Here is a 21055-nt window from a genome sequence, read left to right on the forward strand (position 1 = left end):
TTGCGGGAAGCCGGTGGCGGACGGACAGTGGGGCGGTGGCGACGCAGAACTCCACGCTGTATGTGGCCGACGTGCGCAAGGCCTTCGGCCGCCGCCAGGTGCTCGACCGTGTCGACTTCACCCTGGAGCGGGGCGAGCTGGCTGGAATCGTCGGCGAAAACGGCGCCGGCAAGACGACGCTGCTCCGAATTCTGGCCGGTGAACTCAAACCCGACCACGGATGGGTCATACCCCGAGGTAGGCTCGGTTACTGTCCGCAACGAACCGTGCTGAACGACTCGCTGACCGTCGCCCAGCACCTGCGCTACTTCCAGCGCGCCTACCAGCTCGACGACCTGCACCGCGCCCACGAGCTGGTGGAGCGGCTGAACTTCACCCAGTACCGGGCCAGCCGGGTGAAGGCCCTGTCCGGCGGCACCCGGCAGAAGCTGAACCTGGTCATCGCGCTCATGCACGACCCGTCGGTGGTGCTGCTGGACGAGCCGTACCAGGGCTTCGACTGGGAGACCTACCTGCACTTCTGGGAGCTGGCCGGGCAGCTGCGCGACGCCGGCCGGTCGCTGCTGGTGATCTCCCACCTCAGTCACGACATCGACCGCCTGGACACCGGATACCGGCTGGCCAACGGGGTTGTCACGCCCATGCCAGTGGAGGCGCACGCCGGATGAGCATCGGCCGGAGGTTCTACCGCACGGCGACCGGGTTCGAGCTGATCGAGCACGCCCGCAACCGGCTGGCCATCGTGATGGTCGGGGTGTTCATCCCGGTCTGGATCACACTGATCCGGTTCATGATGCCGGAGAACCCGCTGCCCTTCCGCTACCGCGGCACCGGGGAGCAGCTGCACGTCAACGGCCAGCACCTGACCTTCGTGTCCGGCGGGCTGAACGCGGCGACCCTGATCGTAGGGTTCCTCATGTTCAGCGTGACCCATCGTTCGGGGCCGTTCGACCGACGGCTGGTCGCGGCCGGCTATCCCCGACCGCACCTGCTGGCGGCCAAGGTGACGGCGCTGTTCGCCAGCTCGGTGCTGGTCGGCGTGTACGCGACCGCGATGGTGTGCTTCTACTGGCGGCCCGAGCAGCTGTGGCTGTTCGGGCTGGGCATGTTCACCTCGGCGCTGACCTACGGCGGCATCGGCATCGTGCTGGGCACGCTGCTGCACGGCGAGCTGGAGGGCATGTTCGCCATCATCATGATCAGCCTGATCGACGTCGGGCTGGAGTCGCCGGTGGTCAACGCCGGCTCCGACAACGACCTCGTGCGCTTCCTGCCGATGTACGGCTCCATGCAGGCCGGTGTCGGCGCCGGGTTCACCCGGACGGTGCCGTGGGAGCAGATGGCCGCACTGCCGGTGTGGTGGGCGTCGTGCGCGCTGGTCGGCCTGGTCGCCTTCCACGTGCGGACCCGGGTGTACACCCGATCGGGTCGTCCCGTGACGGCCGAGATGGCCTCCTCGGCGCCGGTCCCCCGGCCGGTCGCGCCCGGCGAGGCCGTGCACGTGACGGTCCGGGTGTGCGGGGAGTCCTGCGTGGCCACCGACCACATGCCGCTCTACCAGGGCCTGGCCGTGCTGGCCGCGCTGTCGGCGGAGCAGGCGGCCGACCGGGCCGACCAGAACGTGTACCCGCTGAGCATCAAACGGGGCTGAGCGGGCCGCGGCCAGGAGCGGAGACGCTCCCGGCGCCGGGCGGGTTCCCTCGCCCCCGGGAAGCGAGGGAACCCGCCCCCTCTTTTGCACCCGCAAATGCCACATGTGGACCACAGTCGACTTCAGGAGTCGACTGTGGTCCACATGTGGCGGAGAAGTGGGGGGTGGGCGGGCTAGGCGAGGATCACTCGGCCTAGTTCGGCGGGGGTGGCCAGGAGCTCGTGGTGCGGGAGCACCCGGACGGTGTAGCCGACCGAGCCGACGTGGGGCAGGGCCAGCTCGGCCTGGTACGAGCCGTCGGCGCCGGGCGTCATGGTCGCGGTGACCGGCTCGGAAAGTTCACCCGAATCGGCGACACGGCCGAGGACGGCCTGGACCTCGACGTCGGACGGGGACAGTCCGTTGAGGTCGACCCGGGCCCGCACAGTGACCGGCTGGCCGACCACGGGGGCGTGCGAGCCGTTGACCGACAGGTCGGTGTAGGTCACCTGCACCCGGTTCCAGGCGGTGCGGATGCGGGCCTTGTAGACGGCCAGCTCCTTGGCCCCCTGGAAGGACGCGGCCCGCACCGCGGTGGCGGAGGAGCCGGCGGGGGCGTAGTAGGTCTCGACGTACTCCTTGACCATGCGCTCGGCCTGAAGCTGCGGGCCCATCTCGGTCAGGGTGTGCCGGACCAGCGACATCCAGTTGGTCGGCACGCCGTCCTGGCGGTCGTAGAACAGCGGCGCGACCTGGGCCTGGACCAGCTCGTAGAGGGCGGCGGCCTCCAGGTCGTCACGGCGGTTGGGGTCGGGCACGCCGTCGGCGGTGGGGATGGCCCAGCCGTTCTTGCCGTCGTAGAACTCGTCCCACCAGCCGTCCCGGATGGACAGGTTCAGGCCGCCGTTGAGCGCGGCCTTCATGCCCGAGGTGCCGCAGGCCTCCAGCGGCCGCATCGGGTTGTTCAGCCAGACGTCGCAGCCCCAGTACAGGTACCGGGCCATCGACATGTCGTAGTCGGGCAGGAACACGATGCGGTGGCGCACGCCGGCGTCGTCGGCGAACTTGACCACCTGCTGGATCAGCGCCTTGCCGCCGTCGTCGGCCGGGTGCGACTTGCCGGCCACCACCAGCTGCATCGGACGCTCCGGGTGCAGCAGCAGGGTCCGCAGCCGCTCGGGGTCGCGCAGCATCAGGGTCAGCCGCTTGTACGTCGGCACGCGGCGGGCGAAGCCGACGGTGAGCACGTCGGGGTCGAACACCGAGTCGGTCCAGCCCAGCTCCAGGGCCGAGGCCCCGCGCTGCAGCCAGGAGGCGCGCACCCGGCGGCGGACCTCGTCCACCAGCTTGGCCCGCAGGCCGCAGCGCAACTCCCACAGCTCGGCGTCGGTCAGCTGCCCGGGCTCCAGCCGGGTCATCTCCGGGGCGGCCCAGGTGTGGCCGTGCACGCCGTTGGTGACCGAGCCGATCGGCACCTCGTCGGCGTCGAAGCCCTGCCACAGGCCGCCGAACATGCCCCGGCTGACCTCGCCGTGCAGCTTGGACACGCCGTTGGCCCGCTGGGCCAGCCGCAGGCCCATGTGGGCCATGTTGAACAGGCCCGGGTTCTCCTCGGCCCCCAGCGCCAGCACCCGCTCGATCGGCACGCCCGGCAGCAGCCGGTCGCCGCCGAAGTAGTGCTGCACCAGGTCGACCGGGAAGCGGTCGATGCCGGCCGGGACCGGGGTGTGGGTGGTGAACACGGTGCCGGCCCTGATCGCCCCCAGCGCCTGGTCGAACTCCAGGCCCTGGCCGGTGATCAGCTCGCGGATGCGCTCGAGGCCGAGGAAGCCGGCGTGGCCCTCGTTGGTGTGGAACACCTCGGGCTGGGGCGTGCCGGTCAGCTCGCAGTACAGCCGCACGGCCCGCACGCCGCCGATGCCGGCCAGGATCTCCTGCCGGATCCGGTGGTCCTGGTCGCCGCCGTAGAGCCGGTCGGTGACGCCGCGCAGGTCGTCGTCGTTCTCGTCGACGTTGGAGTCGAGCAGCAGCAGCGGCACCCGGCCGACCTGGGCCTTCCAGATCCGGGCGTGCAGGGTGCGGTCGCCGGGCACGCTCACGCGCACCTGGACCGGCGTGCCGGCGGCGTCGGTGACCAGCTCCAGCGGCAGGCCGCGGGGGTCGAGCACCGGGTAGTGCTCCTCCTGCCAGCCGTCCAGCGACAGCGACTGCCGGAAGTAGCCGGAGCGGTAGAGCAGGCCCACGCCGAGCAGCGGCACGCCCAGGTCGGACGCGGCCTTGAGGTGGTCGCCGGCCAGCACGCCCAGGCCGCCCGAGTAGTTGGGCAGGGCCTCGGTGACGCCGAACTCCATGGAGAAGTAGCCGATGGTGGCCGGCAGCTCCGTCTGCTCGCCCTGCCGCTGGTACCAGCGCGGGGCGGTCAGGTACTGGTCCAGGTCGTCGGCGGTGGACCGCAGCCGGGCCAGGAACTCCTCGTCGGCGGCCAGTCGTTCCAGGTGCGCGGCCGGGACGTCGCGCAGCAGGGCCAGCGGGTCGTTGCCGGCGCGCTGCCACGCCCGCGGGTCGACCGCGGCGAACAGCTCCTGCGTCGGCGGGTGCCACGTCCAGCGCAGGTTGGTCGCCAGCCGGCCGAGGGCGGCGAGCGGCTCGGGCAGACTGGCGCGGACGGTGAACCGGCGGAGAGCTCTCACAGCGGGCGACTGTATAACCGCCCCCCGCCGCCATTGCAACTTTCCAGCCAAGACTGCAAATATTTGCAGACCTTCTCATGTCATGAAGGGCCCCATCCTGACGTTGAACGTTGAACGTCAGGATGGGGCCCTTCATGACAGTAAAGAACGTGAAGAGTTGTTCAGGTGGTGGGGATGGCGGTGACGAGACAGCCACAAAGGATCACCCGGTGGTTTAGTTCCGGGCCCAGCAAGGCACACTATGGGCGGGTGGCGGCGACCTAAGGGCGTGGGGCGATGAGTGGACGTTTGGGCATCGACGACATCACCCCGGTGGTCAGCGGCGGCCGGTATGCGGCCAAAGCCGTTGTGGGCGAACACGTTCCGATCGGCGCGACGGTGTGGCGCGAGGGCCACGACGCGGTCGCCGCGACGGTGACGTGGAAGGGCCCCAAGGACAAGGTGGCCCGCCAGACCCGGATGGTCGAGCACGGCATCGGCCTGGACCGCTTCGCCGCGACCGTGGTGCCCGACGCCGAGGGCGCGTGGACCTTCCGCATCGACGCCTGGAGCGACCCGTGGGCGACCTGGCGCTCGGCGGTGGAGAAGAAACTGGCCGCGGGCCAGGGTTCCGCCGAGCTGGCCAACGACCTTGAGCTGGGCGCGCGGCTGGTCGAGCGGGTGGGCAAGCGCCCGGAACGCCGTTACGACAAGGAATTCCTGCTCGGTGTGGCCGCCGGGTTGCGCGACGGTGAACGGCCGCTGCCGGAGCGGGTCGGCCCGGCGCTGGCCCCCGAGGTCGACACGATCATGCGCGAGTTCCCGGTGCGAGAACTGCTCACCCGGGGCAAGGTGCACAAGCTCTGGGTCGACCGGCCCAAGGCGCTCTACGGCTCCTGGTACGAGTTCTTCCCCCGCTCCACCGGCGGCTGGGACGAGACCGGCAAGCCGGTGCACGGCACGTTCGTCACCGCCGCCCGCGAGCTGGACCGGGTCGCGGAGATGGGCTTCGACGTGGTCTACCTGCCGCCGATCCACCCCATCGGCCACATCAACCGCAAGGGCCCCAACAACACCCTCAAGGCCGGCCCCGACGACGTCGGCTCGCCGTGGGCCATCGGCTCCAAGGACGGCGGGCACGACGCGATCGCCCCCGAGCTGGGCACGCTGGCCGACTTCAAGGGCTTCGTGCACCGGGCCGACGAGCTGGGCCTGGAGGTGGCGCTGGACTTCGCGTTGCAGTGCGCGCCGGACCACCCGTGGGTGGCCGAGCACCCGGAGTGGTTCACCACGCTGCCGGACGGCACGATCGCCTACGCGGAGAACCCGCCCAAGAAGTACCAGGACATCTACCCGCTCAACTTCGACAACGAGCCGCGCAGCCTGTACGCCGAGATCGACCGGGTGATCACGCACTGGATCGAGCAGGGCGTGCGGATCTTCCGGGTGGACAACCCGCACACCAAGCCGCCGGACTTCTGGCACTGGCTGATCTGGGAGGTCAAGCGGCGCTATCCGGACGTGCTGTTCCTGGCCGAGGCGTTCACCCGCCCGGCCCGCCAGTACGGCCTGGCCAAGCTCGGCTTCACCCAGTCCTACACCTACTTCACCTGGCGCACCGGCAAGCAGGAGCTGATCGACTTCATGGTCGACTGGCTGGAGCACGCCGACGAGGGCCGGCCCAACCTGTTCGTCAACACGCCGGACATCCTGCACGAGTCGTTGCAGCACGGCGGGCCGGCGATGTTCGCGACCCGGGCCGCGCTGGCCGCGACGATGTCGCCGACCTGGGGCGTGTACTCGGGGTACGAGCTCTACGAGCACGAGCCGGTGCGGCAGGGCTCGGAGGAGTACCTGGACTCGGAGAAGTACCAGCTGCGGCCGCGTGACTACCAGACCGCGCTGCTGGACGGCCGGTCGCTGCAACCGTGGCTGACCAAGCTGAACGAGATCCGCAAGGCCCACCCCGCGTTGCAGCAGCTGCGCACGCTGCACTTCCACCACGTCGACAACGACGCCCTGATCGCCTACAGCAAGACGGACCCGGCCACCGGGGACACCGTCGTGGTTGTGGTGACCCTCGACCCGAACAACGCCCAACAGGGCACGCTCTGGTTGGATCTGCCCGAGCTGGGCGTGGACTGGCACGAGCGGATCACCGCTCACGACGAGGTCACGGGCGACACCTGGGACTGGGGTCAGGCCAACTTCGTCCGGCTCGAACCCTGGCGCGCCGTCGCGCACGTCATCAGTATTCATCACAAGTAACCAGCCAGCACGAATAACGCGACTCCGCCCCGGGTAGTCCCTGGAGGCGGGGCTTGCCGACCATGGACGAGGGGTGGTGGCGACGATGCCCGACGCTCCCCAGCCCGGGACTGTTGAGACCCTGGGGAACGAATTCACCGAGGACGGCCACCTCGTTGAGCCGAGCAGCGACGACTTCGGCACAGCCAGACAGGCTCCCAAGGAGCCGGAGTGGTACAAGAGCGCCGTCTTCTACGAGGTGCTGGTGCGGGCCTTCGCCGACTCCAACGGCGACGGCACCGGCGACCTGCGCGGTCTGGCCGAGAAGCTGGACTACCTGGAATGGCTGGGCGTGGACTGCCTGTGGCTGCCCCCGTTCTACGCGTCCCCGCTGCGCGACGGTGGGTACGACATCAGCGACTTCCGCCAGGTGCTGCCCGAGTTCGGCACCGTCGACGACTTCGTCTACCTGCTCGACCAGGCCCACCGCCGGGGCATCCGGGTGATCACCGACCTGGTGCTCAACCACACCTCGGACGCGCACGCCTGGTTCCAGGAGTCCCGGTCCGACCCGCAGGGCCCCTACGGCGACTACTACGTGTGGAGCGACGACGACTCCCGCTACGCCGACGCGCGCATCATCTTCGTCGACACCGAGTCGTCCAACTGGACCTTCGACCCGGTGCGCGGCCAGTTCTACTGGCACCGCTTCTTCAGCCACCAGCCCGACCTCAACTACGAGAACCCCGAGGTCCAGGAGGCGATGATCGATGTCCTGAGGTTCTGGCTGGACCTGGGCATCGACGGCTTCCGGCTGGACGCCGTGCCCTACCTGTTCGAGGAGGAGGGCACCAACTGCGAGAACCTGCCGCGCACGCACGAGTTCCTGCGCCGCTGCCGCAAGGTGGTGGACGTGGAGTACCCGGGGCGGGTGCTGCTGGCCGAGGCCAACCAGTGGCCGGCCGACGTGGTGGAGTACTTCGGCGACCAGGCGGTCGGCGGCGACGAGTGCCACATGGCCTTCCACTTTCCGCTGATGCCGCGGCTGTTCATGGCCGTGCGCCGCGAGTCCCGGTTCCCGATCTCGGAGATCCTGGCCCAGACGCCGCAGATCCCGTCGGGCGCCCAGTGGGGCATCTTCCTGCGCAACCACGACGAGTTGACGCTGGAGATGGTCACCGACGAGGAACGCGACTACATGTACGCGGAGTACGCCAAGGATCCGCGGATGAAGGCCAACATCGGCATCCGCCGGCGGCTGGCCCCGCTGCTGGAGAACGACCGCAACCAGCAGGAGCTGTTCACCGCGATGCTGCTGTCGCTGCCGGGCTCGCCGGTGCTGTACTACGGCGACGAGATCGGCATGGGCGACAACATCTGGCTGGGCGACCGGGACGCGGTGCGCACCCCGATGCAGTGGACGCCGGACCGCAACGCCGGCTTCTCCCGCTGCGACCCCAACCGGATCTACCTGCCGGTGATCGCCGACGCCACCTACGGCTACCAGGGCATCAACGTCGAGGCGCAGATCAACAACTCGTCCTCGCTGCTGAACTGGACCCGCCGCATGCTGGAGGTGCGCACCGCGCACAAGGCGTTCGGCTTCGGCGAGTTCATCGAGCTGGGCTCGTCCAACCCGTCGATGCTGTCCTACCTGCGGCGCTGGAACGACGACGTGCTGCTGTGCGTGAACAACCTGTCCCGGTTCCCTCAGCCGGTGGAGCTGGACCTGTCGGAATACCGTGGGCTGGTGCCGCTGGAGCTGACCGGCGGGGTGCGGTTCCCGCCCATCGGCGACCTGCCGTACCTGCTGACGCTGCCGGGGCACGGCTTCTACTGGTTCCAACTGGTCCCGGAGACCGAGGGCGGGGAGGCGCCATGACCGAACTGACCCCACTGGCCGACGCACTTCTGGAGTGGCTGCCGCAGCAGCGGTGGTTCGGCGGCAAGAACCGGGACCTGTCCGAGGTGTCCACCCGGGACGCCGTGACGCTGCTGGACGGCGACCCGAAGCTGGTGCACGCCGTGCTGAGCACCCCCGACGGGGAGTACCAGCTGCTGGTGGGGCGGCGCCGGGAGGTGCCCGAGCACCTCGCGCACGCCAGGATCGGCGAGGTGGACGGCCACGTCTACTACGAGGCGGTGCACGACACCGAGCTGATGGGCCACCTGTTGACGCTGATCGCCGAGGACACCTGGGCCGACGGCATCCACTTCGCGCCCGAGCCCGGCGCCGTCATCGTGCCCGAGCAGCGGGCCAAGCCGGTCAGCGCCGAGCAGTCCAACACCTCGGTGATCTACGGCAGCGAGTACATCCTGAAGCTGTTCCGCCGCGTGGTGGCCGGCCCCAACCCCGACCTCCAGCTGCACCGGGCGTTGCAGGCGGTCGGCTCCAAGCACATCGCCCGGCCGCTGGGCGCGATCACCGACGAGTTCGTGGTGCTGGGCATCCTCCAGGAGTTCCTCCAGGGCGCGGCCGAGGGCTGGGCCATGGCCACCGCCTCGGTGCGGGACCTGATGGCCGAGGCCGACCTGCACGCGGCCGAGGTCGGCGGGGACTTCGCCGGCGAGGCGTTCCGGCTGGGACAGTCCGTCGCCGAGGTGCACGCCGACCTGCGCAAGGCCCTGGGCAGCGGGCAGGAGGGGCCGGAGCGGCTGTACGAGGCCGTGCAGGCCATGCACCGCCGGCTGGACACCGTGCTGGCCGAGGTGCCGGAGCTGGCCCCGTACGAGTCGGCGTTACGGGCCGTGTTCGAGCAGGCCCGCACCGGGCCGTCCCTGGTCGACGTGCAGTTCATCCACGGCGACCTGCACCTGGGCCAGGTGCTGCGGACCGCGACCGGCTGGAAACTGATCGACTTCGAGGGCGAGCCGGCGGCCCCGCTGGCCGAGCGCAACGCGCTGCGCTCGCCGCTGCGGGACGTGGCCGGCATGCTGCGCTCCTTCGACTACGCCGCCCAGCAGCTGCTGGTCGGCAACCCGTCGGACCGTCAACTGGAGGTCCGCGCCCGGGAATGGACCGCGCGCAACCGGGAAGCCTTCTGCGACGGCTACGCGGAGGTCGGCGACGACCCCCGCGCGCAGGGGTCGCTGCTGCGGGCGCTGGAACTGGACAAAGCCGTGTACGAGGTGGCGTACGAGCACGGGAACCGGCCCGACTGGCTGACCGTGCCGCTGGCGTCCATCGCGAGGATCACCGCCGGAGAGGACTGACAGTCGTGACGAGCATCGCACCGGCCAAGGACGAGGTGGACCGGCTGCTCGGGGGTGCGCACCACGATCCGCACTCCATTCTGGGGGCGCACCCGCACCCCGGCGGCACCGTGGTGCGGGCGCTGCGCATCGGCGCCCGCTCGGTGTCGGTGCTCGTCGGCGACAAGCGGTTCGAGCTGGAACCGGTCGAGGGCGGCCTGTTCGCCGGGCTGGTGCCGGAGCCGCCGGGCGACTACCGCTACGAGGTCGACTACGGCGACGGCAACGTGGTCGTCGCCGACGACCCGTACCGCTGGCTGCCCACCGTCGGCGAGCTGGACCTGCACCTGATCGGCGAGGGCCGGCACGAGCGGCTGTGGGAGGTGCTCGGCGCGCACCCGCACCGCTACGACACCCCGGGCGGGCCGGTGGACGGCACGTCGTTCGCGGTGTGGGCCCCGACCGCGCAGGGCGTGCGGGTGTGCGGCGACTTCGACGGCTGGGACGGCCGCGCCACGCCGATGCGGTCGCTGGGCGGCTCGGGCGTGTGGGAGGTGTTCCTGCCGGAGGTGCCGGTGGGCACCAGGTACAAGTTCCGGCTGCTGGGCAAGGACGGGGCGTGGCACGAGAAGGCCGATCCGATGGCCTTCGCCACCGAGGTGCCGCCGGCCACCGCGTCGGTGGTCTACGAGTCCTCCTACACCTGGAGCGACGAGGCCTGGCTGGCCGAGCGGGAGGCCAGCGACTGGTCCAGGCGCCCGGTCAGCGCCTACGAGGTGCACATCGGCTCGTGGCGGCAGGGCCTGAACTACCGGGAGCTGGCCGAGCAGCTGGCCGACTACGTGACCGAGACCGGCTTCACCCACGTCGAGCTGCTGCCGGTGGCCGGGCACCCGTTCGCCGGCTCGTGGGGCTACCAGGTCACCTCGTACTACGCGCCGACGCCGCGGTTCGGCTCCCCCGACGAGTTCCGGCACTTCGTGGACCACCTGCACCAGCGGGGCATCGGCGTGATCGTGGACTGGGTGCCGGCGCACTTCCCGCGCGACGAGTGGGCGCTGGCCCGGTTCGACGGCAGCCCGCTCTACGAGCACGCCGACCCGCGCCGGGGCGAGCAGCCCGACTGGGGCACCTACGTGTTCGACTTCGGGCGCAACGAGGTCCGCAACTTCCTGGTGGCCAACGCCCTGTACTGGATCGAGGAGTTCCACGTCGACGGCCTGCGGGTCGACGCCGTGGCCTCGATGTTGTACCTGGACTACTCGCGGCCCGAGGGCCAGTGGCTGCCCAACGTCCACGGTGGACGCGAGAACCTGGACGCCGTGCAGTTCCTCCAGGAGCTCAACGCCACCGTCTACCGGCGCCACCCCGGCATCATGATGATCGCCGAGGAGTCCACCGCCTGGCCGGGCGTGACGCGGCCGACGCACCTGGGCGGGCTGGGCTTCGGGTTCAAGTGGAACATGGGCTGGATGCACGACACGCTCCGGTACCTGTCGCACGATCCCGTGCACCGCTCGTACCACCACAACGAGATGACCTTCTCGCTGATGTACGCGTGGAGCGAGAACTTCGTGCTGCCGCTGTCGCACGACGAAGTGGTGCACGGCAAGGGATCGCTGTGGGGCCGGATGCCCGGCGACAACTGGAACAAGGCGGCCGGGCTGCGCTCGCTGCTGGCCTTCATGTGGGCCCACCCCGGCAAGCAGCTGCTGTTCATGGGCGGCGAGTTCGGGCAGATCGACGAGTGGTCGGAGAAGCGGTCCCTGGACTGGCCGCTGCTCGACGAGCCCCTGCACGCCGGCGTCAAGCAGCTGGTCGGCGACCTCAACGCCGCCTACCGGCGGTCACCGGCACTGTACACAATGGACACGTCGCCGGACGGCTTCTCCTGGATCGACGCCAACGACTCGGCCGGCAACGTGCTGTCGTTCCTGCGCGAGGGCGACGACGGCACGGTGCTGGCCTGCGTGGCCAACTTCTCCGGCGGGCCGCACCGGGACTACCGGATCGGCCTGCCCACCACCGGCGTCTGGCGCGAGGTCGTCAACACCGACGCCCGCGTGTACGGCGGCTCCGGCTGGGGCAACCAGGGCGAGCTCGTGGCCGAGGCCACGCCCTGGCACGGCCGCCCGGCCTCGGCGGTGGTGCAGCTGCCGCCGGCCGGCGTGATCTGGCTTTCGCCGGAGGCCTGAGCACGGCGAAACGGCCCGGAACCTGGCTCCTGGGACCAGGTTTCGGGCCGTTTCGCGTGAACGGGGTTGTGGTGGCGGGGTCAGCCGACCTTCTGGATCAGCGCCTTGCGGATGAGCAGCTTGCCGGCCTCATGGATCTGGTTGAAGGCGCCGGCGTCGAGCAGCACGCAACTGCCGGAGGTGGACGTCACCGGGACGGTGATGGACTTGTTGTTGTCCAGGTTGGTCACCTTGAGCTTGGTGCCGACCGGGAACTGGTTGCTGGAGGCGGTCAGGCCGCCCGAGCCGGTCGTGGTCACCGTGGAGCCCTTGCAGACCTGGTTGGCGACGGTGCCGGTGTCCGTGCCGGAACCGGCGTTGGTGCCGGTGTTGGTGGCGGTCGGGTCGGCCGTCGCGGTGTCGGTCGGGTTCGCGGTGTCGGTGCCGCCGTTGTCGCAGCCGGCGTTGGTGTCGGTGGTCGTCGGCGGCGCCGTGGTGTCGGTGCCCATGCCGCCGTCGCCCATGCCGTTGTCGCCGCCCATGCCTGAGCCCATACCGTTGCCCATGCCGTTGTCGGTCGTGGTCGGCGGGGCGGTGGTGGTGTCGGTGCCCATGCCCCCGTCACCCATGCCGTTGTCCATGCCGCTGCCCATGCCGTTGTCGGTGGTGGTCGGCGGGGCGCTGGTGTCGGTCGTGTCGGTCGCCGTCGGGCAGCCTGAGGCCCCGGAACCGTTTCCGTCGCAGAGAGCGGCCTTGATGCGCTGCTCGATCTGGGCCACCACGGCCTCGCGGTTCTTGATCCGCGCCGCCGACTGGGCGTCGGGGTGCGCCTTCTGGTCGGCGATGAAGTTCAGGTTGTTCTGGAGGGCCTTCTGCAGCCCGGCGCAGTCCTCGCCGCTGCCCTTCTTCTTGGTCGCGTCGGCCGAAGCCGTCACGTTGTTGGTGCAGCCGGCGGCCTGGCGGCGCTGCTGGATCTGGTCGACCACGGCCTGCCGGTTGGCGATGTTGGCCGCGGACACCGCGGTCGGATTGGCCTTCTGCTGCGCGATGAAGTTCAGGTTGTTCTGCAACGCCTGGTCGAGGCCCTGACAGTTCTCGGTCGCCGCGTGGCTGGTGCCCGAGACGATCGCGAATCCACCTCCCAGCACGACGGCGACGCCCAGCACGGCAGCGGCGCCAAGGATCATGGCACGTTTGCGACTGGGACTCATATCGGCAATCCAGGACATTGCGGCGTCTCCTGTCGTCGTTATGGTCTGAACCACGTTCGACCATCTACTACCGACGAAACCGGCGAACGGTTCACCGGCGGGTACCATCCGTTCACGTGCATGAGATCGCGGTCTTCAGCGGCAGCGCCCATCCCGACCTCGCGTCCGACATCTGCGCGCACCTCGGAGTTCCACTACGCCCGGTGCGGGTCCAACGGTTCGCCAACGACTGCATCGAGGTCCAGCTGCGGGCCAACTGCCGGGAGCGGGACGTGTTCCTGATCCAGCCGCTGGTGCCGCCGACCCAGGAGAACCTGGTCGAGCTGCTGCTCATGCTGGACGCCGCCCGCGGCGCGTCGGCCGCCCGCACCACGGTCGTCATGCCGCACTACGCGTACGCGCGCAGTGACAAGAAGGACATGCCCCGCGTCTCCATCGGCGGCCGGCTGGTGGCCGACCTGCTGGTGACCGCCGGCGCGAGCCGGGTGCTGACCATGACCCTGCACTCGCCGCAGGTGCACGGCTTCTTCAGCGTCCCGGTCGACCACCTGCACGCCCTGCGCGAGCTGGCCGCCCACTTCCGCGGCTACGACCTGTCCAACGCCGTGGTCGTCTCCCCCGACCTGGGCAACGCCAAGCCGGCCGCCGCCTTCGCCCGGCTGCTCGGCGTGGGCGTGGCCGCCGGGGCCAAGCAGCGCTTCTCCGACGACAAGGTCAGCATCAGCTCGATCATCGGCGAGGTGGCCGGCCGGGACGTGATCGTGCTGGACGACGAGATCGCCCGCGGCAGCACCGTGGTCGAGCTGATCCAGCGGCTCGACGAGCTGGGCGTGGCCTCGATCCGCGTGGCCTGCACGCACGGCCTGTTCGCCGACGGCGCGATCAAGCGCATCGGCGACCTGGCCGGCGTGAAGGAGATCGTCTGCACCGACACCGTGCCGATCGCGCCGCAGAAGCGCACCCCCAAGCTGACCGTGCTGTCCATCGCGCCGGCCATGGCCGAGGCGATCCGGCGCATCCACAACGGCGAGTCGGTCAGCGCCCTGTTCGACGCCTGAGCTACGGGGGTTAACCGGTTACCCGGGGCGACCCCCGGTCCGTACCCTCGGTAGGCGTGATGGGGAGCCTGCACGCGCTGCTGCTGCGCCCGCTCGGCGAAGCGCGGACGTGGCGGGCCACCCTGCACCTGCTCGGCGGCATCTACTGGGCCGCCGCCAACACCGTCGTGCTGGTGCTGGGGCTGATCGTGTCCCTGGTCCCGATCCCGGCGCTGATCGCGCTGGGCAGCGTGGTCGGCTCGGTCGGCTTCGACACCCCGGCCGCCGGCTGGCTGGTCATGGTGCTGCTGCTGATGATCGTGCCGGCCGGCGTGCTGGGCTTCATGGGCACGGCCTACGCGCTGGAGGGCTGCGCCCGGCTGGAGGTCAGCTGGTACCGCTCGGTGCACGGCATCGACATGCCGCTGTCGCTGCAGCTGCCGGCACCCCACGGGCCGCTGGTGCCGCTGTTCGTCAAGCTGGTCCGCAACCCGCTGCTGTGGCGGCTGATGGCCTACCAGCTGATCCGGCTGCCGGTCGCGCTGTTCGCCGGTGCGCTCGCCGTGTTCGCCTGGGTGTTCCCGCTGACCATCGTGATCGCCGCCGGCTACTTCTTCATCGGCTTCACCGTCGCCTCGCTCAACCGGCCCGGCCGGTACGCCGGCGAGGCGTGGGAGAGCGTCCCCCTGCTCGGGCTGGCGCTGCTGGTGCCGATCGTGCCGTACCTCGTGCGCTGGATGCTCAGCTGGCACGTGGCGCTGGCCCGCCGCTACCTGGGCCAGATGTCGGCCGACCAGCTCGCCGCCCGGGTGTACGAGGTCGAGCAGCGCCGCGAGGACGCCATGGCCGCGGCCGAGGCCGAGCGCCGGCGGATCGAGCGGGACCTGCACGACGGCGCCCAGCAGCAGCTGGTGGCCCTGGCGATGCTGCTGGGCCGGGCCAAACGCAAGTACGACTCCGACCCGGAGGCCACCCGGGCGCTGCTGGAGGAGGCCCACCGCAGCGCCAAGGAGGCCATCGTCGAGCTGCGGGAGCTGACCCGGGGGCTCAGCCCGCCGGTGCTGGCCGACCGCGGTCTGGACGCCGCGCTGTCGGCGCTGGCCGCCCGCTCCCAGGTGCCGGTGTCGATCGACTTCGAGATGGAGCGGCGGGCCGGCCGCACCGCCGAGTCCATCGCCTACTTCATGATCGCCGAGTCGTTGACCAACATCGTCAAGCACGCGCGGGCCTCCCGGGCCTGGGTGGTGGTGCGGCGGGCCGGGGCGCTGCTGCGGGTGGAGGTCGGCGACGACGGCGTCGGCGGGGCCGTCCTGTCCGGCGGCTCCGGCCTGTCCGGGCTGGCCGACCGGGCCGCAGGCGTCGACGGCACCCTGACCGTGACCAGCCCGGCCGGAGGGCCGACAACCGTGAGCCTGGAGCTTCCGTGCGAATCGTGATCGCCGAGGACGCCGTGCTGCTGCGGCACGGCCTGACCCTGCTGCTGGCCGAGAACGGCCATGAGGTCGTGGACGCGGTGGACGACGCCGAGAAGCTGCTGCGGGCCGTGGCCGACAGCCGACCCGACGTGGCCGTGGTCGACGTGCGGATGCCGCCCACGCACAGCGACGAGGGGCTGCGGGCCGCGCTGGTGATCCGCAAGCAGTGGCCGGAGACCGGGGTGCTCGTGCTGTCCCAGTACGTGGAGGAGCGCTACGCCTCCGACCTGATCACCGGCGAGCTCAACGGCGTTGGCTACCTGCTCAAGGACCGGGTCGCCGACGTCGAGGAGTTCCTGTCGGCGCTGGACCGGGTCGGGGCCGGCGGCACCGTGTTCGACCCCGAGGTCGTGTCCCAGATCCTGGCCCGCAGCCGGCGTCAGGACCCCTTGGCGGCGCTGACGCCCCGGGAGCGGGAGGCCTTCACGCTGATGGCCGAGGGGCGGTCCAACTCCGGCATCGCCGAGGGGTTGGTGATCACCGAGGGCGCGGTGGAGAAGTACGTGGCCAGCATCTTCCACAAGCTGGGGCTGCCCAAGACCAGCACCGAGCACCGCCGGGTGCTGGCCGTGCTGCGCTACCTGGACAGCTGAGACCTCAGCAGGTCGAGCAACGTCCGCGCGAACGCCGCCGGGTCGTTGACGCCCGGCATCGGGGCGTAGCCGAAGTGGTTGCCCGGGAAGATCACCATCGGCGCTGCCAGCGCGTCGGCGACCGCTTCGCTGCTGCGGAACGGCAGCGAGCCGGTCACCGCTTTGCCGGCGGCCAGCACCACCTTCACTCCGCTGGCCCGGACCGCGCCGAGGTCCGTCCGGTGGTTCACGAAGGCGGCGACCTCGCGACCGTCGAAGGACAGGTTCGCGGCGGCCGCCTGGACCACCGACTCGTCGACCGGGCCGAGCATCCCGGTCAGCCGCAGGAACCGCAGGGCCCCGTCGGGGGCGCCGACCAGGTCGAGGAAGGCCCGGGTCACCTCGTCGGCATCGGGCAGCAGGGACATGAACGGCGGCTCGTGCGCGATGACCAGGCCGACCCGTTCCGGATGCCGGGCCACCAGCTCGATGCCCACCAGCCCACCGGCGCTGCTGCCGAAGACCGCCGCCGACTTCGCACCCAGGTCATCGAGCAGCCGCGCCGCCTCGTCCGCGCGCTCGGCCGGGCCGCCCTCGCGCTGCGTGTACGTGACCACCGTGTACTGCTCGGCCAGGATGTCCAGCACCGCGTCGTAGCTGCCCACGCTGCCGCCGCCCCCGTGCAGCAGAAGCAGCAGCGGGCCGTCGCCGCGAGTCTTCGTCTTCATGTCCGCCCCCTTGCCGGCCACGATACCGCCGTTCGTCGGGCAGACTGGTCGGGTGAGTGGATCTGCTCGGCGGGCCGGCGGCGTGCTCGCCGCCCTGCTGGCCGTGGTTCTGGTCGCCGGCTGCACCAGCATCGCCGGCGTGGCCCAGCCCGAGACCGCCGAGCCCGTGCTCGTCGGCGACGGCGTGTCCCCGAGTTTCGTGCAGGGCACCGACAACGGCATGACCGACCGCATCGCCGCCTCCACCATCACCGACGTGCAGGCCTTCTGGAAGCAGAACTTCCCCACCGTCTTCACCAAGCAGTGGCGGGACATCGCCGGCGGCGTCTACTCCGTCGACACCGCCTCCGGCAAGGGCAAAACCCCGCCGTGCGCCGAGGACGCCGCCGAGATCGAGGGCAACGCCTTCTATTGCCCCGCCAAGGATTCAGTCGCCTGGGACCGCTCCGCCCTGCTGCCCGTGCTGCGCGACCAGTTCGGCGACGCCTCCGTCGTCGTCGTGCTCGCCCATGAGCTCGGGCATGCCGTGCAGAACCGGACCGCCCCCACCCCCGATATGGAACGGGCCGATCCCAACAGCTATCCGACCATCCTCATCGAGACCATGGCCGACTGCTATTCCGGGGCGTTCGTCCGCTCCGTCGTCGACGGCAAGGCCCCGGACCTGCGGATCAACGCCAAGCAGCTCGACAAGGCCATCGCCGCGCTGGCCACCTTCCGCGACCCCGTCGGCACCGGCGCCGACGAGGAAGGCGCCCATGGCGACGCCTTCGACCGCGTGTCCGCGTTCCAGGACGGCTACCAGCAGGGGCCCAAGCTCTGCGCCGGCATGACCGTCGACAACCGGCAGTTCACCCAGCGGGCCTTCAGCAGCCTCCAGGACCAGCAGAGCGGCGGCAACCTGCCGCTGTCCGACCTGGTCAGGCTGCTCGTGCCCGACCTCAACACCTACTTCGGCCAGCTCTTCGGCCCCAAGTGGTCGCAGCCCAAGTTCACCCAGACCGACTCCGCCGCCGCCTGCCCCGGCGGGGACCAGGGGCCCGTGGCCTTCTGCCCGGCGACCAAGACCGTTCTGCTGGCCACCAAGGGCACCCTCTCCACCCTCGTGTCCAACATCGGCGACTACGCCGCCGGCACCCTGATCGCCACCCGCTATGCCCTCGCGGCCCTGTCCTCCCTCGGCCAGCCCGTCGACTCCCCCTCCGCCGGCAAGGCCGCCGTCTGCCTCGCCGGCGCCTACACCTCCTCCGTCCTCACCGGCCGCCGGCCCGGGCTCCAGCTCTCCCCCGGCGACCTCGACAAGGCCGTCAGCGTGCTCCTGTCGTACGACTACGGCTCCCGCGGCACCTCCGGCACCGGCCTCCCCACCGGCTTCGACCGCGTCCTGGCCTTCCGCTCCGGCTTCACCACCGGCTCCAAGGCCTGCGGCGTCTGATTCCTTCAAGACCCGCCCAGCGCCGGTCGCCTAGCGTCACAGGCATGACTCCTCAGCTCGCCGTCATCGGTCTTGTCGTCGACGACATGGCCAAAACCCTCGCCTTCTACCGACGGCTCGGCCTGTCCATCCCCGCCGCCGCCGACTCCGAGCCCCACGTCGCCGCAGCACTACCCGGCGGCCTCCAGATCATGTGGGACACCGTCTCCACCATCCGCTCCTTCGACCCGGCATGGACCCCTCCCACCGGCTCCCCCCGCACCGGCCTCGCCTTCCAGTGCCCCACCCCCGCCGACGTCGACCGCCTCTACCGGGAACTGATCTCCTTCGGCCACAAGGAACCCTGGGACGCCTTCTGGGGCCAGCGCTACGCCGTCCTCCACGACCCCGACGGCACCGGCGTAGATCTGTTCTGCCCGTTGGAGAACTGACTGGGAGTCATACGGAGTCAGGTCGTCGGTACCAGTTCTCCTCCAGAAAACCGAGCCATTCCAACAGCGCTCTCCTGCGGTCGGGAGCACCGCGATCGAGGGCAATTCGGTCCCTCAACCCCCTCAACAGCCGGCGTCCCTCAGGGTCCTCCTCCTCGAAAAGCGCCTCCATGTGCGGCGTGTCGATGAGGTCAAGGCACTGCTTGAGCAGAACCCCGAGCTCGGTGTCAGTCCGCAGCGGATCGGGCCACCGGCCCCAAAGCGAGGTCACGTACCGCTCCGGGTTCGTCAGCATCCAACCGGCGAAAGAGTCGCCCCCGAACAGAAGGTCAACGTCGTCGGCCACTCTGAGGCGCACGGGTTGTCCGACGTGCACCGGGCGTGCGCTTGCCAAGCAGACCAGGACAGCGCCGTCCTCTGCACACCACCGCCCGGCCGATCCCATGACAGTGAACCCACTGTGGTCAGCGCGCCGGAGCGCGCCGACCACAGGCTCCAACCCCAACCAGTCATCAGCCACACTCGGATCCGTGAGGTTGTCCTCCGGCAGGTACAGCCACAGGCTCTCCAACAACCCCGTGTCCCGATTGAAACGGAACTCGTCGGGAGCCAGGTCGTTCCCGCTGCCATGAGTCAGCAACCTGTGCCGCTCGTGTTCTTCGGCACTGTCGTAGCTCCCCACGAGAACACTGAGGTCGTCAAGCGACAGCCGGGGCGGCACGTTGATCGTTCCGCCCGGAACCACGTCGGCGCCAACACCTTCCGCGAGGTACAACAACGGGCGGCTCCTATTGGATGATCGGCACAGCCGGGGGCAGGGTGTCGCCGTTGGGCGACGGGATCTTGCCCTGGACGATCATGTCATGGGTGACGGGCAGACCCGGATCGGTCGGCTTGCCACCGAAGATCGCCGCCCCGCTTTCACCCCTGGGCCCGGACGGCCCATAGCTGGTGATGACCCGCCCTCGTTTGCTGCCTCCCTCGGTGATCACGACATCGCTGCCCTTGCGGAAGATGAAGCGGCCGCTCGTGCCGGTGGATCCGACAGCACCGGCCTCCCCCTACGCATGGCGCATCGGCTCAGGGCAGGTCGACTTTGACCAGCGAGGGAGCGTCATTGTCATTCGGGTCGTACGCATGCAGACCGGCCGAGCCGAGGATACCGATGATCGCGGCCTGCATGTGCCGCGTGACCACACTCTGGTGACGAACGTCAGGGTTGTCGCCACGCCGCGCCAATGCCATGACAATCTCGTCAAGCGCATCGTCGTCCAGATCGCCCTCCGGGATCCCGGCCGCGGCCCGACTGAGCTCAGGGCCGACACCCCATCGCACGAACACGCCGCCGCCATCGGCGTCACTCATCCGATCCACGGAGACCTCCGCCCCGGCGGGCCACAGGCTGTCGGCCGGATACCGATGCGCCGGCAGGCCCGCCCGCGTCAGCTCGTCGCAGATGAGGTCGGCGAGGCGTTCCCGTTGGGCGAGCACCTCGTCGGAGGCGATCGGATCGCGGTAACCGGTCGGGTCGACAGGCTCGGACATGCGCTCGCTCCGGATTGTCGTGAATAGGAACCATCTGCTTGCGCGGCGGGGCCAGGCATCCTGACCCCGCCGCATCCTCCCAGGCTATCTCACCTGCCGTTGGCCCTGTTGACGAAATACTCGAGCAGGAGGTCGCGGGATTCGGACGTGGTGGTGCTGTCGTACGGCACCGACCAGGTGACCGACGTTCCCGGGGTCAGCTTGTTCTCGAGCGTCGTCTTGCAGGTGGGGCAGGGTTGCCGTTCGGTGTACAACTCCTCGATCTGGCTGACGTCAAACCCCGGCCTCGCTTCGATCTGAGCAAGGATGTCATCCTCGGAGTGGACCGAGATGTTGTCTTTCGTACCCCGACTGAAGCCGACAACGTAATCGCCGGTCTTGGGGTCGTTCCACCCCTTTATCCGCGCGACCGCAACATTTCGGTAGATCGGGGTCATGTTCTCCATACGGGACCTGAAGGCCACTTGGCTGAGCGGGCTGCTGTTGTACCGGATCTGACCTTCGGGGCACGCGTTGTGCACGAGGACCGATGTGTCCCCGGCCAGCACGTAGAAGGCGTGCACATCGGCGACGGTCAGGTCGTAGACCGTCTCGGCAGCGTTGTGGGGGGGGGGGGGGGGCCCCCCCCCCCACCCCCGCGGGGGGCGCCCCCCCCCCCCCCCCGGGGGGGCGGGGGGGGACACCCAGGCCGGGTGTGGGGGGGGGGGGA

General features: G+C 70.1%; 18 protein-coding genes. 11 read left to right on the forward strand and 7 right to left on the reverse strand.

The genetic code is table 11. From position 1 onward, the window contains the following. Positions 1-35: 35 nt before the first annotated feature. On the forward strand, positions 36-668 hold the full coding sequence (locus ACIG5F_RS31270; RefSeq protein WP_396523492.1) for an ABC transporter ATP-binding protein: 633 nt from the start codon (positions 36-38) through the stop codon (positions 666-668). Continuing rightward, entirely contained in the window at positions 665-1651 is a 987-nt protein-coding gene (locus ACIG5F_RS31275; RefSeq protein ID WP_396523493.1) for an ABC transporter permease, read from the forward strand. Before ACIG5F_RS31270 ends, ACIG5F_RS31275 begins: the two co-directional genes overlap by 4 nt. A 173-nt stretch (positions 1652-1824) precedes the next feature. Here the strand turns inward: ACIG5F_RS31275 and glgP are convergent, their stop codons facing one another. Next, complete coding sequence (gene glgP / locus ACIG5F_RS31280) at positions 1825-4320, reverse strand: alpha-glucan family phosphorylase (protein ID WP_396523494.1); 2496 nt, start codon at positions 4318-4320, stop codon at positions 1825-1827. Positions 4321-4596: 276 nt separating this feature from the next. Between glgP and ACIG5F_RS31285 the strand changes: the two genes are divergently transcribed. From ACIG5F_RS31285 to glgB, 4 genes are all read left to right on the forward strand, one after another. Beyond that, the gene (locus ACIG5F_RS31285) at positions 4597-6567 is read left to right on the forward strand and encodes an alpha-1,4-glucan--maltose-1-phosphate maltosyltransferase (protein WP_396523495.1); all 1971 of its coding nucleotides are present in this window, start codon (positions 4597-4599) and stop codon (positions 6565-6567) included. A gap of 85 nt (positions 6568-6652) precedes the next feature. Beyond that, positions 6653-8428: a maltose alpha-D-glucosyltransferase gene (treS, locus tag ACIG5F_RS31290; RefSeq protein ID WP_396523496.1), complete on the forward strand. Its 1776-nt coding sequence runs from the start codon at positions 6653-6655 to the stop codon at positions 8426-8428. Then, positions 8425-9759 carry a phosphotransferase gene (locus ACIG5F_RS31295; RefSeq protein WP_396523497.1) on the forward strand — a complete coding sequence of 445 codons (1335 nt, stop codon included), beginning with the start codon at positions 8425-8427 and terminating at the stop codon, positions 9757-9759. The genes treS and ACIG5F_RS31295 overlap by 4 nt, the downstream gene beginning before the upstream one ends. 5 nt (positions 9760-9764) lie before the next feature. Then, positions 9765-11933 (forward strand): 1,4-alpha-glucan branching protein GlgB, encoded by a 2169-nt coding sequence (gene glgB / locus ACIG5F_RS31300; RefSeq protein WP_396523498.1) that lies wholly within the window; start codon positions 9765-9767, stop codon positions 11931-11933. Positions 11934-12013: 80 nt separating this feature from the next. Here glgB and ACIG5F_RS31305 read toward each other — a convergent pair whose 3' ends face one another. Further along, the gene (locus tag ACIG5F_RS31305; protein WP_396523499.1) at positions 12014-13099 is read right to left on the reverse strand and encodes a hypothetical protein; all 1086 of its coding nucleotides are present in this window, start codon (positions 13097-13099) and stop codon (positions 12014-12016) included. A 140-nt stretch (positions 13100-13239) separates the two neighbouring features. Here ACIG5F_RS31305 and ACIG5F_RS31310 point away from each other — a divergent pair, with 140 nt between their 5' ends. Genes ACIG5F_RS31310 through ACIG5F_RS31320 form a run of 3 tightly spaced genes read left to right on the forward strand, consistent with a single transcriptional unit; the run spans position 13240 to position 16228 of the window. Continuing rightward, the gene (locus ACIG5F_RS31310; protein ID WP_396523500.1) at positions 13240-14181 is read left to right on the forward strand and encodes a ribose-phosphate diphosphokinase; all 942 of its coding nucleotides are present in this window, start codon (positions 13240-13242) and stop codon (positions 14179-14181) included. A gap of 59 nt (positions 14182-14240) precedes the next feature. Next, positions 14241-15596 (forward strand): histidine kinase, encoded by a 1356-nt coding sequence (locus tag ACIG5F_RS31315; RefSeq protein ID WP_396523551.1) that lies wholly within the window; start codon positions 14241-14243, stop codon positions 15594-15596. Further along, positions 15584-16228, forward strand: a complete 645-nt coding sequence (locus ACIG5F_RS31320) for a response regulator (protein ID WP_396523501.1) — start codon at positions 15584-15586, stop codon at positions 16226-16228. The genes ACIG5F_RS31315 and ACIG5F_RS31320 overlap by 13 nt, the downstream gene beginning before the upstream one ends. On the opposite strand, the gene ACIG5F_RS31325 is transcribed toward ACIG5F_RS31320, so the two are convergent. Further along, positions 16213-16935: an alpha/beta fold hydrolase gene (locus ACIG5F_RS31325; protein ID WP_396523502.1), complete on the reverse strand. Its 723-nt coding sequence runs from the start codon at positions 16933-16935 to the stop codon at positions 16213-16215. The genes ACIG5F_RS31320 and ACIG5F_RS31325 overlap by 16 nt on opposite strands. Positions 16936-16987: 52 nt before the next feature. Here ACIG5F_RS31325 and ACIG5F_RS31330 point away from each other — a divergent pair, with 52 nt between their 5' ends. Together ACIG5F_RS31330 and ACIG5F_RS31335 are read left to right on the forward strand one after the other, a co-directional pair. Beyond that, positions 16988-18370: a neutral zinc metallopeptidase gene (locus tag ACIG5F_RS31330; protein WP_396523503.1), complete on the forward strand. Its 1383-nt coding sequence runs from the start codon at positions 16988-16990 to the stop codon at positions 18368-18370. Between the two features lie 44 nt (positions 18371-18414). Next, on the forward strand, positions 18415-18801 hold the full coding sequence (locus ACIG5F_RS31335; RefSeq protein WP_396523504.1) for a VOC family protein: 387 nt from the start codon (positions 18415-18417) through the stop codon (positions 18799-18801). A 7-nt stretch (positions 18802-18808) separates the two neighbouring features. Here the strand turns inward: ACIG5F_RS31335 and ACIG5F_RS31340 are convergent, their stop codons facing one another. The 4 genes from ACIG5F_RS31340 to ACIG5F_RS31355 form a co-directional block, all read right to left on the reverse strand. Continuing rightward, the gene (locus tag ACIG5F_RS31340) at positions 18809-19579 is read right to left on the reverse strand and encodes a hypothetical protein (protein ID WP_396523505.1); all 771 of its coding nucleotides are present in this window, start codon (positions 19577-19579) and stop codon (positions 18809-18811) included. A gap of 10 nt (positions 19580-19589) precedes the next feature. Further along, positions 19590-19793, reverse strand: a complete 204-nt coding sequence (locus ACIG5F_RS31345) for a hypothetical protein (RefSeq protein ID WP_396523506.1) — start codon at positions 19791-19793, stop codon at positions 19590-19592. A gap of 88 nt (positions 19794-19881) precedes the next feature. Beyond that, the gene (locus tag ACIG5F_RS31350; RefSeq protein WP_396523507.1) at positions 19882-20346 is read right to left on the reverse strand and encodes a hypothetical protein; all 465 of its coding nucleotides are present in this window, start codon (positions 20344-20346) and stop codon (positions 19882-19884) included. Between the two features lie 89 nt (positions 20347-20435). Beyond that, on the reverse strand, positions 20436-21029 hold the full coding sequence (locus ACIG5F_RS31355; protein ID WP_396523552.1) for a nucleic acid/nucleotide deaminase domain-containing protein: 594 nt from the start codon (positions 21027-21029) through the stop codon (positions 20436-20438). Positions 21030-21055 lie beyond the last annotated feature (26 nt).

The sequence above is a fragment of the Kutzneria sp. NPDC052558 genome, assembly GCF_044547355.1.
GTDB lineage: Bacteria > Actinomycetota > Actinomycetes > Mycobacteriales > Pseudonocardiaceae > Kutzneria.